The following is a 15,875-nucleotide window of genomic DNA, read 5'->3' on the forward strand; positions in this document are numbered from 1 at the left end:
GCGTCTCGCGGCCGAACGAGGCTGCTTGCGCGCGAAACACATTGATTGCGAGCCATCCCATGGTCAGCCCAAAGCATGTCTGCGTGATCGGCGCCGGCGTCTCCGGCCTCGCCACCGCAAAAGCATTCTCCGCCCGCGGCCACCGCGTCACGATCGTGGAGCGCAGCGCCGATCTCGGCGGCGTCTGGGAGCCGGCGCGCTCCTATCCGGAGGTGCAGACCCAAAGCCCCAAGGATCTCTACCGCTACACCGATCGCGCCATGCCGGACTCCTATCCGGAATGGCCGACCGGGCCGCAGGTCCACGCCTATCTCGCCGACTACGCGAAAAGCTTCGGTCTCGACCGCATGCTGCGCCTCGACACCGCGGTCGCCGGCATGGCGCGGCGCGCCGACGGCAGGCCGGGCTGGACGCTCGCGCTATCCGGCAAGGACGGTACGACCACGAACGAGGACTTCGACTTCGTCGCGGTGTGCACCGGGCAGTTCAACGAGCCGCGCGAGCTGCATTGCCCCGGCGAGGACGGCTTTCTGGCGCAGGGCGGGCAGATCCTGCACTCGTCGAAATACAGCGATCCCGCGCTGGCAAAAGGACGCCGCGTCGTCGTGCTCGGCGGTTCGAAGTCCGCGACCGACATCGCCGTAAACGCGGTGAAATCAGGTGCGCGCGAGGTCACCATCGTGATGCGCGAGCCGGTCTGGCGCATTCCCTATTTCATCGGTGGGCTCGTGAACTTCAAGCGCATCCTCTACATCCGCGCGCAGGAGGAGATGTTTCCGGGCTGGGGCATCGGTGCGATGTCGCGACTCGCGTACCGCGTCGCCGCGCCCCTGATCTGGGCAAACTGGCGCGGGCTTGAGAGCCTGTTGAAGGCGCAGCTCAAGCTCAACCGGTGCAAGATGGTGCCGAAGGAGCGGATCGAGGACGGCGTCAACTGCTCGGTGCCGATCGCAACGCCCGGCTTCTACCCGATGGTCGCCGATGGCCGGATCAAGGCCGTGTTCGGCAGCTTCGACCACTACGAAGGCGACACTATCGTGATGAGCGGCGGCGAGCGCATCGGCGCCGACATCGCCGTGCTCGCGATCGGCTACAAGCTCGGCGTGCCCTTCCTGCCGGACGCCTGTCAGGCCAAGCTGGTCGATGCAGACGGGCAATACCGGCTCTACCGGCTGATCGCGAACCCCGATCTGCCCGACCTCGGCTTCGTCGGCTTCAACTCGTCGTTCTGCACCGTGCTCTGCGCCGATCTCGCCGCTAACTGGCTGGTCCGCTATGCCGACGGGCAACTCGCCAACCAGCCGACGGCGCAAGCGATGCGCGACAACATCGAGATGATGCTGCACTTCAAGCGCGTCGAGCGACCGGCCGCCGGCGTCTATGGCGGCTTGTGCGTCGCGCCTTATCACTATCGCCATTTCGACGAGCTGATGACCGACATCGGCGCCAAGACCCGGAAGCGCGGCGGGCTCGCCGGACACTTCCTGCCGCCCGACGCCGAAGACTATGCCAAATTCCTGACGTCAGCGCCGGAGTACCGGGCGACGGGTTAATTGGTGATGCGGGCCTCGGCTACCGCATGATTGAACATCGCGTTCAATGCCGACGTGATGTCGGCCGGCGTGTTCGCGGTGTAGAAGAAGCCCGGCGAGGCGCAATTCTGCAAGCTCGCCGGAATGTTCGGGATATTCCAGTTGGCGTAGTCGTCCTCGTCGCCGGCGAAGGATGTGTTGACCGGATTGATCTTCTGATAGGGAATATAGAGCACGGAGATGATGACGCCGCGGTTCTTCACCGGCGTACATGACGTGGCCGGATCAATCGTCGTGGCATGGTTGCTGCCGGACCAGGAGCCGTTCGGAACGCCCTTCACCTGCGGATCCTGCGCGCCGTCGGTCACGAGGAAGACATAGGGCAACGTGTTATTCCACGCACTGCCGTCGCCCACGCTCGTGATCAGCGTGTTCACACTCGACAACGCCGTGTCGATATGCGTGCCGCCCGAACCGAGATTTGTATTCGTGTTGGTATCAAGCAAGGTCGCGAGGTTCGCGGCTGCATAGTTGATGGTCGAGGGATTGGTCGTCGACCCGTTGATGCTGCTGGTCAACGGAAAGTAGGAATAGAGGTAGCGGATGAAGGGATAGAGACCGATGCGGAACTGGTTCGCCACCTTCGTGGTGCTGTTCGCGGTGACGAACAACTGGTTGACCGCATAGCCGACAGCGTCCAGCCGCAACTGAATGCAGGAATCGGTCCCATCCGTCGGACAGTTCGCCACTGTCGCGAGGTTGGAGTAAAGCGAGTTCGGCAGGCCGGAGACGATCGAGGACGGCAGCTGGACCCCCATGGGGTTGCTGGCCTTTGTCTGCAGCAGGCCCTTGTATCCGCTCTGACTGACGCGCGAGATCGCATAGCCGAGACAGTAATTGTTGGTGGGATAGCCTTGCGTTCCCGAATCCGTGCAGGCGCTGTTCTGCGGCGAGAAATGGCAGGCTAGCGTGCAGCCCGTCGGATATTGCCGGTAGTTGTCGGGACTGATCGACTGCATGCGCTGGGCTTCTGCGGTGGTCGAGGGCAGACCCATCGAGCCCGAGACATCCAGCGTCAGGTAGAAATCGAGATACAGCGGCAGTGTGGTGGACGAGGACGAATTGCCGGTCACGGTCAACTTCTTGTAGCCGAGAATCTGCATGAAGGTGACAGGCACATCCGCGCTGAACTGCACGTTTGACACGAGCTTGTTGCCGGTCTTGGTGACGGTGCTCGTCAGACCCAGATTGGTGTAGCTGCTGGAGAACGTCGCAGCATTTCCGTTGAAGATGTTGTTCGCTTCCGTGACGCCGGCGCCAACCGATCCGTTCGACGTCATCGCCATCGCGGCGTTATAACCGGCCGAGTTCACCGAGATCGAGGCGACGCTTGCCGAATCCGCCGAGCTTTGCAGCTTGGCTTTGATGCGCGTCGCCATGCTGTAGTCGATCGCACATCCAATCGTCGCGACGATCGGCACGAGCGCGACCGCGAAAGTGACTGCGATATTGGCCTTGGTGTCGTGCTTCAACCGCGAGATGAGCCGGCCGACATGCTGGATCGTTTCGGGAATTGCCATTGCCAAGCCCCCGCTCGACTGTTCGATCTGAAGTAACTGAGATGAATTGCAGGAAGGTGAGACCAAGTTGATGCCAGGACCAACGCGCGGTAGCGCAGATGATAAATTCGCGCCGGAAGAATCGCATCGTCCCTGGTGAGACGACGCATTGTGCCGATGCGAAGCTACTGAAACGTAAAGGCGTTTTGTCAGCCTCGGCCGAGTAATCCGTTGTTCTACGGAGATCCGAAGCTGGCCTTCCTCGACCAACACCGCGCAGATGCTTACGATCTGCGCAGCTGCCGAATCGATAGGCCCTGGGAGCCCGCGATGCGACCAAGACGTCACGCCGCCGCGACCATCGCGGCGCTTACCCTCTTCCTCACAACGCCTGTCACGGGCGAAACGCAAACGCTCACGGCAACGCAATCGGACGCGCAGGCCGCCTACGATCGCGCGCTCGGCGATTTCAAATCGGTCCTTGCCGAGCGTCGCCGCCAGATCGAGGCGAAGCAGCCGCTGCCCAACCTGCCGGGCCAAGCCTTGTATCTTGCACGCGTCGCGGTGATCAGCACGTACAAGGATCTCACCGACGCCGTACCGTCGCGGATCGGCAAACCGAACAAGTTTGAAATTCCCCCGGCTTATTTCGATGCCGCAATCGAGCCGCTGGTCGACGAATATGCTGATCTGTTCGAGATCATGGAGGCGCCGCCGGCGAGCGCACAGAATTCGGCGACGCCGTTCAAGGATGTCGTCGATCTCGCCGCAGCGATTGCGCGCGCCAAGGGGCTTGCGCCTGTTCAAGCTGACGCGGCGGGCCGCATCAGCCTCGGCCTGTTCTATGCCGAGACCAACGGCAAGCAGAACGTCCGCAATGCGCGCTCGAACACCTATATGGGCAGCCTGCAGACCGGCCCGTCCGAGGACCGCAACGGCCAGCGCAAATGGGAGGCCATCAAGGGTGCGATCGCGGCCACCGATCCCGCGCTGAACGCGCGCGACGACAAGGAGGAGGCACGATCCCGCGGCACCGATCGCCGTTTCAATCACTGGACCAATGTGCGCGACGGCCTCATGAACGCGCATGCGGAGCTGTTCGCCGAGATCCCCGCGATCGTGAAGACGCTGCCCGATCCGATCGACCAGATGAAGCTGTTCGAGCTGATCCAGATCGTCCCGACACCGACGCGCTCAGCACTCAAGTCAGGAGACTTGCTGAACTACAGGGTCTTCGATCCCACCATCATGAAGCACCTGCGCAACAACAGCATCTTCGCCTTCGGCAAGACCGACCGGGCGCGAAGCTCGGCGAGCTTCCGCGAGATTCTCGGCGCGATGTGGCTGTTCAAGCGGAAGTTCGACAAGGCGATGGTGAAATACGCGGAGATCAAGCCGCGCTGACCGAAGCCCCTAGTTCTCCACCTTGTAACCGTCCGTGAGCGTCTTCAGGAAGGCGACGATGTCGGCCATGTCCTGATCCGTCATTGCCGGCTTGTCGCCGAGGTGACGATCGAACGGCGGATCGGTCACGTCGACATTGGCATGATATTTTTGCGGAATGTCGTCGAATTTCTGCACCGTGCCGTCGGCGGCGCGCCGGAACACCTTGTCCGGATTGGTGTCGCGGAAATTGTAGAAATCCATCACCTGCTCTAGGGTGGAGAAGACGCCATTGTGGAAGAAGGCGCGACGCGTCGCCGTATTGCGCAGCGTCGGTGTCAGGAACATGCCGCAATATTGGATCTGCTCGGCAACGTCGGTGCGCTGCGGGCCGCAGACGCCGAGGTCGAAGTAATTCGGATCGCGGTTGCCGGCGAGTGTCGTGTTGCGTGGCGCGCCCAGCGCCTCGTATTGGTGGTCGGTGAACTGCGGCGGCAGGCCGTCGCGGGTCGGCGCGGAGGTGTGGCAGCCGGCGCAATTCGCCTTGTCTGGATCGTTGAACAATTGCAGGCCGCGCAATTCGCTCTCGGACAGCCGGGCTTTGCCCTCGAGCCAGTAGTCATACTTGCTGCTGTAAGGATGGAAGCTCTGCTCTTCGACCTGATAGCGCGCGACGGCGAACATCGCCTCCGCAATCAGCAGCCGCTGATTCCTCAGCACGCCGACTCCGAACAGCTCGACGAAGCGGTTGACATAGGGCGAGCGGCGCAGCTTTTCGGCGACGATTTCCGCGCTGCCGCCGTCCATCTCGTTGGGATCGAGCAACGGAAACAGCGCCTGGTCCTGAAGCGTATCGGCGCGGCCGTCCCAGAACAGGCCGCCCTGCGGCACGATGTTTTGCGCCGATGCAGCGTTGCCGCCTGCGGTCTTGGTCGTACGCGCGGCCTGCTGGCCGAGCGCGGCCATCTGCGCGAGGTCGATGATGTTGTCGTCGTCGCCCTTGTCCGGGCCGATGCTGAAATTCGGGTGCCGCTCCAGATAGGTCAGTGACGGCACGGCGCGCGCGCCTTGCCGCGACAGATCGGAGCCGCCGAGCATGACCGGCCCGTCGTTGGGCGGGCCATAGGCGCGATCAGGGCTGTGGCAGGACGCGCATGACAACGCGCCGGAGGAGGATAGCGACGCGTCGAAGAAGATCTCCTTGCCGAGCTGCGCCATCGCGGACAACGGGACAACAGCCGGACGCATGAGGCGAACCGGGTTCGGGTTCGTGCCCGCCGGGTTCGCCTCTGCAAGTCCTTGCGTCTCGGCTGCAAAGACGGCGCCGGCCAGAGCGATCAGGCCGGCGCCGAGGAGCCACAAAGTGCGGCTGTTCATTATGACGTCCCGTTGGACTAGTGGTGGTGGTGGTGCTCGTCCGGCGGGCTGACGATCACAGTGCCAGCGGTCGGATCGAGGAACAACGCGTCGGTGCGGAAATCATGGCTGTGATCCTGGTCGAAGTCGAACAGGTCCATGATCGATCCGGAGGTGGCATCGAACGAACCGCCGCCGAGACGCTCACCGCGCAGCCAATTGTCCTCGATGAAGCGAACCACCGAAGCCTGGGTCGTATAGGTGTGGCTGACATAGTTGGTCTTGGCGTAGGGCGAGACCACGATCAGGGGAACGCGGGTGCCCGGACCGCAGCGGCCGTTGACCGGCTTGCCGCTGAGACCCTTCGGCGCCGGCTGCTTGGTCGGGCCAAGGCCGCAAAGGCCGGGGCCGTTGATCTGATCGGCGGTCGCGTCATACGAGGCGTTCTTCGGCGCAATGTACTGGTGATCGTACCAGCCGTCGGAGTCGTCATAGGTGATGATGACGGCGGTCTCGCGCCACTCCGGCTGCTTCTGCAGGAAGTTGATCAGCTCGACATTGCCGGCCTGCTCGTCGAGCGGGTCGGAGTTGCCGGCGTGACCGTCCTGGAAGGCCGGCATCTTGACGTAGGAGACGGCCGGGAAATTGCCGGCCTTGATCGCGGCATAGAGGTCTTCGAGGTCATAGTTGTGGTTCGCGGGATCGACCTTGCCATTGAAGTCATGGGTATGGCCGATCACGTGCACCGAGCCCGGCCGCGCATGGGTCGGATTGGCCGTGGACGCGTGATACTGGAAGAAGGCGTGGTGCGGGCTGTAATCGACGATGGTGCCGTTGACGACGGTCGAGAACGTGCTGCGGGCGCAACCGGTGGTACCGTTGGCATTCTTGAGGGTCAGGTCGAAACCGCCCATGAAGCTGCCCCAGCTGATGCGCGCGTCGGTGAGCAGGTTACCGATGTTCTTGCCGTCCATCAGCATGGTGCTCGTCGTGCTCGAGCAGGCGTCGTTGCCCGGATCGGTGTCGCCGATCAGGGTCAGGCCGCCCTGGCCGTCGGCGATCGACGCCGTGGTACCGATGACCGGCTGCACGCCGTTGGTCTGGCCACCGACCACTTCCAGCATGCCAGGCGTCGACGGACCGAAGGTGTCGGTCCAGTTGTTGTCGCTCATGGCGAAATGCTGGGCGTAGTTCCAGAGAGCAGTGGTGGTGTTGCCGTCGAAGTAGCCCATGACCTGCCCGTTGGTGCCGAACGCGCCGGCGCCGCCGGCAGTGCCGCGGCCGGTGAATTTCGGGAACAAGTCGTCCTTGCCGTTGTCGACGGCCTGCTGCTCGGGCGTATAGGAGTGGTTCTGCGAGCGCGTGTTGGCCTGGGTGCGATCCAGGCGGAACGGGTCCGTCGCGCCGGTGCCGTTGGCTGGATTGTTGTTCGGGTTGTTCACCAGCAAATTGGCGTTGGCGAGGTTGTTGACCCGGGGCGTATGCGGCTTCGGCACGAAGGGGATCGAGCCCGAGGGATTGGCCGCGTTCGGATAGGTCGCGAAATAATGGTCGAACGAGCGGTTCTCGTTGAAGATGATCACGAGATGCTTGATCGGCGTTTCCGTATGAATCTCATGCGGATGGCGATGATCGCGGTCGTGATCACGACCGAAATCTTCGGCGAGCACCGGAACGCTGCACGCAAGAGTCGTCGCGGCCGCGAAAATCGCAGCCGTCGTCAAAAATCTGGATTTCATTTTTGTGTGCCCTGAAGGAATGACGGCGCGACCCTAGCGATCACATTTGACAGAGCTGTGTCAGTTTGACGCAAGAGACATCTTGCGTAATTGTTGGGACAAAAAAAATCACGGGCCCGCGCATCGGCAATTATTCCGCGCGTGGAATAAAAAATCGCGGTTCCGGCATTGTTGCGAAATCGCTCCGGTTACCTTTAGCTCTGTCGAACAAAAACAATCCTGCGGGGGAACCATGAGAGCCGCTTATCACACGCGCCTGTGCCGCGTTGCATCAACCGTCGTCGCAAGCGCAGTGGCTGGCCTGGCCAATTTCCCCGTCCATGCCGAGATCCTCGTCACGGCGAATGACGGCAAGATGGTGCTGGAGAACGGCAACGCCGTGGTGCGCAAGCAGCCTCTGCCCGATACGGTCAGCGTCATCGATTTCACCGACGGCGCACTCAAGCTCCTGGCTGAAGTGCCGGCTCCCGCAAGCGTCGTCGGTCCGCCGCCAAGCGTGGCGATCGCGCCGGATGGTTCCTTCGCGCTGGTCACGGGTGCGATGAAGGTCGACCCGGCGGATGCGACCAAGACGGTGCCTGACGACAAGCTCTCCGTGATCGACCTGAAATCCTCGCCGCCAAAAGTGCTGGCGACGCTGCAGGCAGGCGCCGGCGCGGCCGGCGTGTCGATCAACCGTACAGCGACCCTGGCGCTGGTCGCGAACCGGAGCGAAGGTACGGTCTCGGTCTTCACCATCAACGGCAACACGCTGACGGCCGCCGGCAAGATCCAGCTCGGGGACGCGAAATCAGGTCCAAGCCACGCCGTCTTCTCCCATGACGGCGCGACCGCACTGGTCACCCGCGACGGCGACAGCCGGACCTCGCTGCTGACCGTGGACGGCAACAAGGTCGAGTACGCCAAGCGCGACCTCTATTCCGGCGTGCGCCCCTACGACATCGATCTCACCGGGAGCGCCACCGCGATCATCGGCAATGTCGGCGCCAGCGGCGGCGATGCTGATACGATCAGCGTGATCGACATGAATGCAAAGCCGATCCGCGTCGTCACCACGATCAGCGTGGGCCAGACGCCTGAGGGCGTGAAGATGTCGCCGGACGGAAACTACGTCGCCGTCACCGTCATGAACGGCTCGAACAAACCCTCCACGTCGCCTTTCTTCAACGATTTCGGTCTGCTGAAAGTCTACAAGATCTCCGGGACCGAGCTCGCGCCGGTGGCAGATGCAAAGATCGGCCATTGGTGCCAGGGCATGGTGTGGTCAACGGACTCCAAGTTTGTCGTGGCCCAATGCATGGTCGAGAGCGAACTGATTGCGTTCTCGTTCGACGGCAAGGCACTGACCAGGACATCCACGCTCAAGATGCAGGTAAGTCCTGCCGGCATCCGCACCGCCGAACCATAAGGACTCATCGATCGAGTGACGTGAGATACTGGTCTGCGACTGCACGCCATCGCTCGGGATAGAGCCGCAGCAAATGGCCGTCGCCGGGAACGCCGTGCAGCAGCTCGAAGTGCGCGTTGCCGCCGGCGGCGGCGAACGCCTGCTGATATTCGCGGATCAGATCTTCCTTGTAGAGGCGGTCGTTGTCGGCATAGAGCCAGAGCTGCTTGACTTTGGCGCCCGCGCCGCGGCCGGCATTCGCGTAATATGGCGTGGTCACCGGTCCGTACGGGTACCAGCCGCCGCTGAAATTCACCACGCCCATCACCTCGTTCGGTTTGAGCCCGGCGTAGTGCATGGCGAGAAAGCCACCGCGCGACTGGCCGGCGAGCAGCACCTTGCCCGGCTTGACGCCGGGCAAAGTGCGGCCATAGGCGATCGCGGATTCGAGGTCCTCGACGGCCTCAGCGACACCGGCCGAGACATCGATCAGGCTGCCGTCATGATCGCGTCCGAAATTCTCCTCGCCGCTGATACCCTCGGAGCTGCCGCGTCCGCGGCGCATCAGCGCTAGCACGGCAAAGCCATTGTCCCGAAGCCAGTGCGCCTCGGTCGAGAACGACCAGGACCTGAGTTGAATCCGGCCGATATCGGAGCCGTGGGTAAAGATCGCGAGCGGTGCCGGCCCCTGCCCTGACGGCGGATAGAACGTGCCCTCGAGCGTGATCGGCCGCGTGCCATCGGGCGTGCGCACCGTGAGATGCGGAATCCGGACGCGCTCGCCAGGCCACGGCCAATCGATCGGCCGCTCCCCTGCGGCGAGGCGCGCCGGATCGGCACGGACCAGCGCTCCTGATGTGACGATACCATTCTTGAGCGTCGCCGTCATGTACAGTCGGTCGGGGCCATCGAAGGCATAGCGGAAGATGCGAAACCCAGTCATGGTCAGCACGCCGTTGACGACCGTCGCCTGATCGCGCCACCATTCGCGATTCATGCCGTTGAATGAAGAATCCGACTTGGCAAAAACGAGGTCCGCATGCCCGTCAGCCCTGACGCGCTCGACCACGAGGATGTGCCTGTCGTCCTGCCAGGTCCCGATCCATGCGCCCTGGAAGCGCGCGATCTCGGGCGGTACGTCGGACGCCGGCGGCTCCATGTCGAACCGCGGCGGCAATGGGACGATGGTCTCGGGATCGACCGTCAGCGGTTGGGCCTGAGCGTTCTGCATCATCAAGACCAGCGACACCATCGCGGCTACAATCCAACGTCCAAGCATGTGCTCCCAGTCCAAGGACTATCTACTCGGTACGGATCGGCGTGTCTTTCAGACCATTATTATCATAGGCCTTGCGCAAGGTGCCGTTCGTCACGGCCTCGTTCATGAATTTTGTGACGAAGGCAAGCGACTGCTGATGGGCGAGCGGGACCGCGACGGCCGTCACCGTCTTCTTGAACGTCTCGTCCAGCACCCTGGTCCCCGGAAGCTTCTGCGCCATCTTGTTGAGCTGATCGCGCGACAGCGCGAAGGCATCGACCTCGCCGCTCTTCAACAGGCCAAAGATCTCATCATAGGTCTGATAGCCCGTGACGTTCGCATTCTTCAGATGCGCAACGGCGCCGCGCATCGTCGTCGTGGCGTTGACGGCCGCGACCTTGATGCCGGCTTGGTCGAGCGTAGCGAAATTGGTGACGCTCGAACCGGCCTTGACGATATAGGTGGCGTCCGCGACCTCGTAGATCGGGCCGAATGTCATCTTGGTCTCGCGCTCGGGATCTTTCGGCAACCAGGTGACGTCCCAGCTGCCCTTACCGGCCGCGTCGGTGATCTGCCCGGAATTCTGGTACACGACATATTCGACGGGGATGCCGATTTGCGCCGCCATGTCCTTGCCGAGATCGACGGGTACACCTGCATAGCCGGCTTCGGTCTTGGTCGACCAGAACGCCCCGCCCGCCGGGCTGATCGCGATCGCGACCCGCAGCTTGCCGGTCGGTGCGATCTCGTCTTTCAGGCCATCGGCTAGCGCGGGCATGGCGACCACAGCGGCAAGAGCGAGGCCGGCGCAGGCCGACCAGAACGGCGTTGGCATGTCATCGTCTCCTCACGTTTCTTCTTTTGCGTCCGCTTCATTTCGCTGGCGTCGCGCCCGTCGCGCGGCCTTTGACGTAATTCTGACGGATCATGCGCTCCGTGAAAAGCGGCATCTCGTGACAAACTTCAAGTCCGTTTGCGTTGCAAGGCCTGCGACCACCATGGCTATGGTGGTTCCACGGCCGGGCATTTGTTGGTAGCCTGCCGCACCGACAGACAGCCATCGGGGGCCACCGAATGACGCGCGCGACTCTCGCTTCTCCCGCACGAGCCGACGGATCATGGCGGCGGATCGGCCTTCTACCTGTCGCGATCGCGGCCGCAGTCGCGCTCGCCGGCTGCGAGGACAAGAACACTTTCGTGGCGCCGCCGCCGCCGAAAGTGGACGTAGCGACGCCGATCCAGCGCGCAGTTGCGCGCTATGTCGAGGCCACCGGCAACACCGCGCCGATCAAGAGCGTCGATCTCGTCGCGCGCGTGCAGGGCTTTCTGCAAACGATCGACTACACCGACGGCACCTTCGTCAAGCAGGGCACCCAGCTGTTCACGATCGAGCCCGAAACCTACAAGCTGAAGCTCGACCAGGCGCAGGCCGCCGAGGCCGGCGCGCAGGCTTCGCTCAAACAGGCTGAGGCCGATTTCAAGCGGCAGGTCGATCTTGTTCAGCGCCAGGCGGTCTCGCAGGCCACCCTCGACACGTCGACGTCGACCCGAGACAACGCCCAGGCCAGCCTCCAGCAGGCCCAGGCCAACACCAGGATCGCCGAGCTCAACTACAGTTATACCAAGGTGAGCGCGCCGTTCGACGGCATCGTCAGCGCGCATATGGTCTCGGTCGGTGAACTCGTCGGCGTCTCCTCCCCGACACAGCTTGCGACCATCGTCGCGATGGACCCGATCTGGGTGAACTTCACCGTCAACGAGCAGGACGTGCTGCGCATCCGCGCCGAAGCGCAACGGCGCGGGCTGACCGCCGTCGACCTCAAGCAATTCCCGATCGAAGTCGGCCTCCAGACCGAGACCGGCTATCCGCATGAAGGCCACCTCGACTACGTCGCGCCGACCCTGAATTCATCGACCGGCACGCTGGCGGTGCGCGGCCTCGTGCCCAACGACAAGCGGGTGCTGCTGCCCGGCTATTTCGTCCGCGTCCGCGTGCCCTTCGACCAGGACAAGAACGCCCTCCTCGTCCCCGACACCGCGCTCGGCAGCGACCAGGGCGGCCGCTATCTGCTGGTGGTCAACAAGGACAATGTGGTCGAGCAGCGAAAGGTGCAGATCGGCGCCGCGGACAACGGCCTGCGCGTGATCGAGAGCGGCCTGAAGCCGGACGACCGCGTGGTCATTTCGGGACTGCTGCGCGTGATTGCAGGCCAGAAGATCGACCCGCAACAGACCAAGATCGAGCAGCCGCAGGCGTCAGCCAAGTGAGGGGCCGCCAGCCATGATCTCAAAGTTCTTCATCGAACGGCCGGTCCTCTCGAACGTCATCGCGCTCCTGATGATCCTGATCGGCGGCGTCGCGCTGTTCAACCTCGCGATCTCGCAATATCCCGACGTGGTGCCGCCGACGGTGCAGGTGACGACGCGCTATCCCGGCGCCAGCGCCAAGACCGTGATCGACACGGTTGCCTTGCCGATAGAACAACAGGTCAACGGCGTCGAGGACATGCTCTACATGCAGTCCTACAGCGGCTCCGACGGCACCTATACGCTGACGGTGACCTTCAAGATCGGTACCGACCTCAACTTCGCGCAGGTGCTGGTGCAGAACCGCGTCTCCAGCGCACTGTCGCAGCTGCCGTCATCGGTGCAGAACCAGGGCGTCACGGTTCAGAAGAAATCGACCTCGATCCTGCTGTTCGTGACGCTGACCTCGCCAGACTCCCGGTTCGACAGCCTGTACTTGAGCAATTACGCCACCATCAATCTGCGCGACGAGTTGTCTCGTTTGCCCGGCGTCGGCAACGTCACGGTGTTCGGCGCCGGCCAGTATTCGATGCGGATCTGGCTCGATCCGAACAAGCTGCAGGCGCGCGGACTGGTGCCGCAGGACGTCATCCAGGCGATCCAGCAGCAGAGCCAGCAGGTCTCGGCCGGACAGGTCGGCGCGCCGCCGACACCGCCGGGACAGGCGTTCCAGTACACCCTCAACGTCAACGGAAGGCTCGACGACACCGGCCAGTTCGAGAACATCATCGTCAAGACCGGCACCAGCGGCGACGTCACCCGCGTGCGCGACGTCGGCTGGGTTGAATTGGGTGCGCAGACCTACAGCCAGATATTCTCGCTCAACAAGCAGCCCTCGGTCGGCATCGGCGTATTCCAGTCGCCCGGCGCCAACGCACTCGAGGTCGAGCAGGCCGTCGAGAAGAAGATGACGGAGCTCGCCAAGCGTTTTCCGGAAGGCATCAAATACGACACGCCGTTCGACACCACCAAATTCGTCAATGCCTCGGTGCACGAGGTCTATATGACGCTGATCGAGGCCGGCCTGCTGGTGCTGGTCGTGATCCTGGTGTTCCTGCAGGACTGGCGCGCGATGCTAGTGCCCGCGACGACCGTGCCGGTCACCATCATCGGCGCCTTCGCCGCGATGGCGGCGCTCGGCTTCACCATCAACATGTCGACGCTGTTCGCGATCGTGCTCGCGATCGGCATTGTTGTCGACGACGCCATCGTCGTGGTGGAAGGTGCGGCCCACAATATCGAGCAGGGCATGAACGGCCACGACGCCGCGATCAAGGCGATGGACCAGCTGTTCGCGCCGATCGTCGGCATCACGCTGGTGCTGATCTCGGTGTTCCTGCCGGCCTCGTTTCTCGCCGGCCTCACCGGCCGCATCTACTCGCAATTCGCGCTGGTGATCGCGGCGACCGCGCTGCTGTCCGCCATCAACGCAGCCACGCTGAAGCCGACGCAGTGCGCGCTCTGGCTGCGGCCGACGGTGCCGCCGGAAAAGCGCAACTTCTTCTATCGCGGTTTCAACAATGTCTATGACCGTGTCGAGCGCGGCTACACGCGGCTGATCACCTTCCTGTGCGGGCACGCCACGGTGTCGGTCGCCTTCGCACTGATCCTGATCGGGATCGGCGGCTACGGCCTGTCGCGGGTGCCGACGGGCTTCCTGCCGATCGAGGACCAGGGCTATCTGATCGCCGCCGTGCAGCTGCCAGACGGCTCCTCGCTGGAGCGGACCCAGAAGGTGCTCGACCGGGCCGCCGATATCATCAAGGACACGCCGGGCGTCGCCCAGGTGATCACCATCGCCGGCATCTCCGCGCTCGACAGCAGCGCGAGCCTTGCCAACGCCGGCGTCGCCTACATCATCCTGAAGGACTGGGATGCGCGCAAAGGCCCCGGCGAGGATTTGCGCTCGCTGGTGTACGGGCTGAACGACAAGGTCGCCACCATCATGGAGGCGCGCACGCTGGTGTTGCCGCCGCCGCCCATTCAAGGCATCGGCAACGCCGCCGGATTCTCGATGCAGGTCGAGCTGCGCGACGGCAACAGCGATTTCGCCAAGCTGCAGGCCATCACCGGCGCGATGGTCTCGAACGCCCAGAGCCAGAGCGCACTGCAGCGCGTCTCGTCCTCGTTCCGCTCTTCGGTCCCGCAATTCAATGTCGAGATCGACCGCGTCAAGACCCAGACGCTGCACGTGACCACCGACGCGGTGTTCGCGGCGCTGTCGACTTATCTGGGCTCGTCCTATGTCAACCAGTTCAACAAGTTCGGCCGCGTGTTCCAGGTCTACACCCAGGCCGACCCGGCGTTCCGCGTCACCGAGCGCGACATCGCCAACATGCAGGTGCGCAACCAGGACGGCAACATGGTGCCGATCGGCACGGTCGCCACCATCACGCCGGTCACCGGCCCGTCGCTGATCAGCCTCTACAACCTCTATCCCTCCTCGACCATCGTCGGCCTGCCGGCGCAGGGCTATTCGTCCGGCCAGTCGCTGAAGCTGATGGAAGAGATCGGCGACAAGACGCTGCCGCCGGGCACCGGCTTCGAATGGACCGCGATGTCGTACCAGGAGAAGGCGGTCTCCAACCAGATCTACTGGGTGTTCGGGCTTGCCATGCTGCTGGTCTATCTCGTGCTCGCCGGCCAGTATGAGAGCTGGTACGCGCCGATCTCGGTGATCCTCGCGGTGCCGCTGTCGCTGATCGGGCCCATGCTGATCCTCAACGGCCTGAAGATCGACAACAACCTCTACTGCCAGATCGGCCTGATCCTGCTGATCGCGCTGTCGGCCAAGAACGCGATCCTGATCGTCGAGGTCGGGCTCGAGCTGCACGGCCGCGACGGCAAGCCGGTGCTGGAGAGTGCGATCGAGGCGGCGCGTGCCCGCTTCCGTCCGATCCTGATGACGTCGTTCGCCTTCATCCTCGGCGTGGTGCCGCTGGTGATCGCGACCGGCGCCGGCGCCAGCGCCCGCAAGTCGATCGGCATCACCGTGTTCTCGGGCATGCTGGCCTCGACCTGCCTCGCGGTGCTGTTCGTGCCGGCCTTCTTCGTGGTGGTGCAGCGCTTCGAGAACCGGCGCGCGTCGAAGAAGGCTCCGAAGGCGCAGCCGGTTACGGAGGCGAAGTCCTAGGCCGCTCCGGCAAAAGGCGAAAACAACCCCATGCACAGTAGAGATGGGGTTGAAAAGGCTGGAGAAATTTCGGTCTTGCCGAAATCGCTTGCTCCGTCGGGCAAAACACCGGCATGATGGCATCATGGGCGATGCGCGTGACGTGGCGCGACGCCTCCGGCTCCCCGTCATTGCGAGCGCAGCGAAGCAATCCAGAGTCCCTCCGCGGAACGATTCTGGAT

The 15,875-nt window shown here is 63.3% G+C and carries 10 protein-coding genes; 5 read left to right on the top strand and 5 right to left on the bottom strand.

The genetic code is table 11. The features are described 5' to 3' along the window. The first annotated feature begins 59 nt into the window (after positions 1-59). Positions 60-1,553 (top strand): flavin-containing monooxygenase, encoded by a 1,494-nt coding sequence (locus V1280_RS19940; RefSeq protein ID WP_334527674.1) that lies wholly within the window; start codon positions 60-62, stop codon positions 1,551-1,553. Here the strand turns inward: V1280_RS19940 and V1280_RS19945 are convergent. Continuing rightward, positions 1,550-3,112, bottom strand: coding sequence for a pilus assembly protein (locus V1280_RS19945; protein ID WP_334527677.1), 1,563 nt, complete (start codon positions 3,110-3,112; stop codon positions 1,550-1,552). The genes V1280_RS19940 and V1280_RS19945 overlap by 4 nt on opposite strands. 309 nt (positions 3,113-3,421) lie before the next feature. On the opposite strand from V1280_RS19945, the gene V1280_RS19950 reads away from it, so the two are divergent. Continuing rightward, positions 3,422-4,495, top strand: coding sequence for a hypothetical protein (locus V1280_RS19950; RefSeq protein WP_334527680.1), 1,074 nt, complete (start codon positions 3,422-3,424; stop codon positions 4,493-4,495). A 9-nt stretch (positions 4,496-4,504) separates the two neighbouring features. Here the strand turns inward: V1280_RS19950 and V1280_RS19955 are convergent, their stop codons facing one another. Beyond that, a complete protein-coding gene (locus tag V1280_RS19955; RefSeq protein ID WP_334527683.1) occupies positions 4,505-5,851 on the bottom strand; it encodes a cytochrome-c peroxidase in 1,347 nt (448 codons plus the stop codon). A gap of 17 nt (positions 5,852-5,868) precedes the next feature. Next, a complete protein-coding gene (locus V1280_RS19960) occupies positions 5,869-7,569 on the bottom strand; it encodes an alkaline phosphatase family protein (RefSeq protein WP_334527686.1) in 1,701 nt (566 codons plus the stop codon). A gap of 232 nt (positions 7,570-7,801) precedes the next feature. Here V1280_RS19960 and V1280_RS19965 point away from each other — a divergent pair, with 232 nt between their 5' ends. Beyond that, a complete protein-coding gene (locus V1280_RS19965; protein WP_334527689.1) occupies positions 7,802-8,977 on the top strand; it encodes a YncE family protein in 1,176 nt (391 codons plus the stop codon). A 4-nt stretch (positions 8,978-8,981) separates the two neighbouring features. Here V1280_RS19965 and V1280_RS19970 read toward each other — a convergent pair whose 3' ends face one another. Next, the gene (locus tag V1280_RS19970; RefSeq protein ID WP_334527692.1) at positions 8,982-10,235 is read right to left on the bottom strand and encodes an alpha/beta hydrolase family protein; all 1,254 of its coding nucleotides are present in this window, start codon (positions 10,233-10,235) and stop codon (positions 8,982-8,984) included. 22 nt (positions 10,236-10,257) lie between these two features. Continuing rightward, positions 10,258-11,049 carry a transporter substrate-binding domain-containing protein gene (locus tag V1280_RS19975; protein WP_334527694.1) on the bottom strand — a complete coding sequence of 264 codons (792 nt, stop codon included), beginning with the start codon at positions 11,047-11,049 and terminating at the stop codon, positions 10,258-10,260. Between the two features lie 239 nt (positions 11,050-11,288). Here V1280_RS19975 and V1280_RS19980 point away from each other — a divergent pair, with 239 nt between their 5' ends. Both V1280_RS19980 and V1280_RS19985 read left to right on the top strand, forming a co-directional pair. Further along, the gene (locus V1280_RS19980; protein ID WP_334527697.1) at positions 11,289-12,482 is read left to right on the top strand and encodes an efflux RND transporter periplasmic adaptor subunit; all 1,194 of its coding nucleotides are present in this window, start codon (positions 11,289-11,291) and stop codon (positions 12,480-12,482) included. Positions 12,483-12,495: 13 nt separating this feature from the next. Continuing rightward, a complete protein-coding gene (locus V1280_RS19985; protein WP_334527700.1) occupies positions 12,496-15,654 on the top strand; it encodes an efflux RND transporter permease subunit in 3,159 nt (1,052 codons plus the stop codon). Positions 15,655-15,875 lie beyond the last annotated feature (221 nt).

The organism is Bradyrhizobium sp. AZCC 2230 (assembly GCF_036924495.1).
GTDB classification, from domain to species: Bacteria; Pseudomonadota; Alphaproteobacteria; order Rhizobiales; family Xanthobacteraceae; genus Bradyrhizobium; species Bradyrhizobium rifense.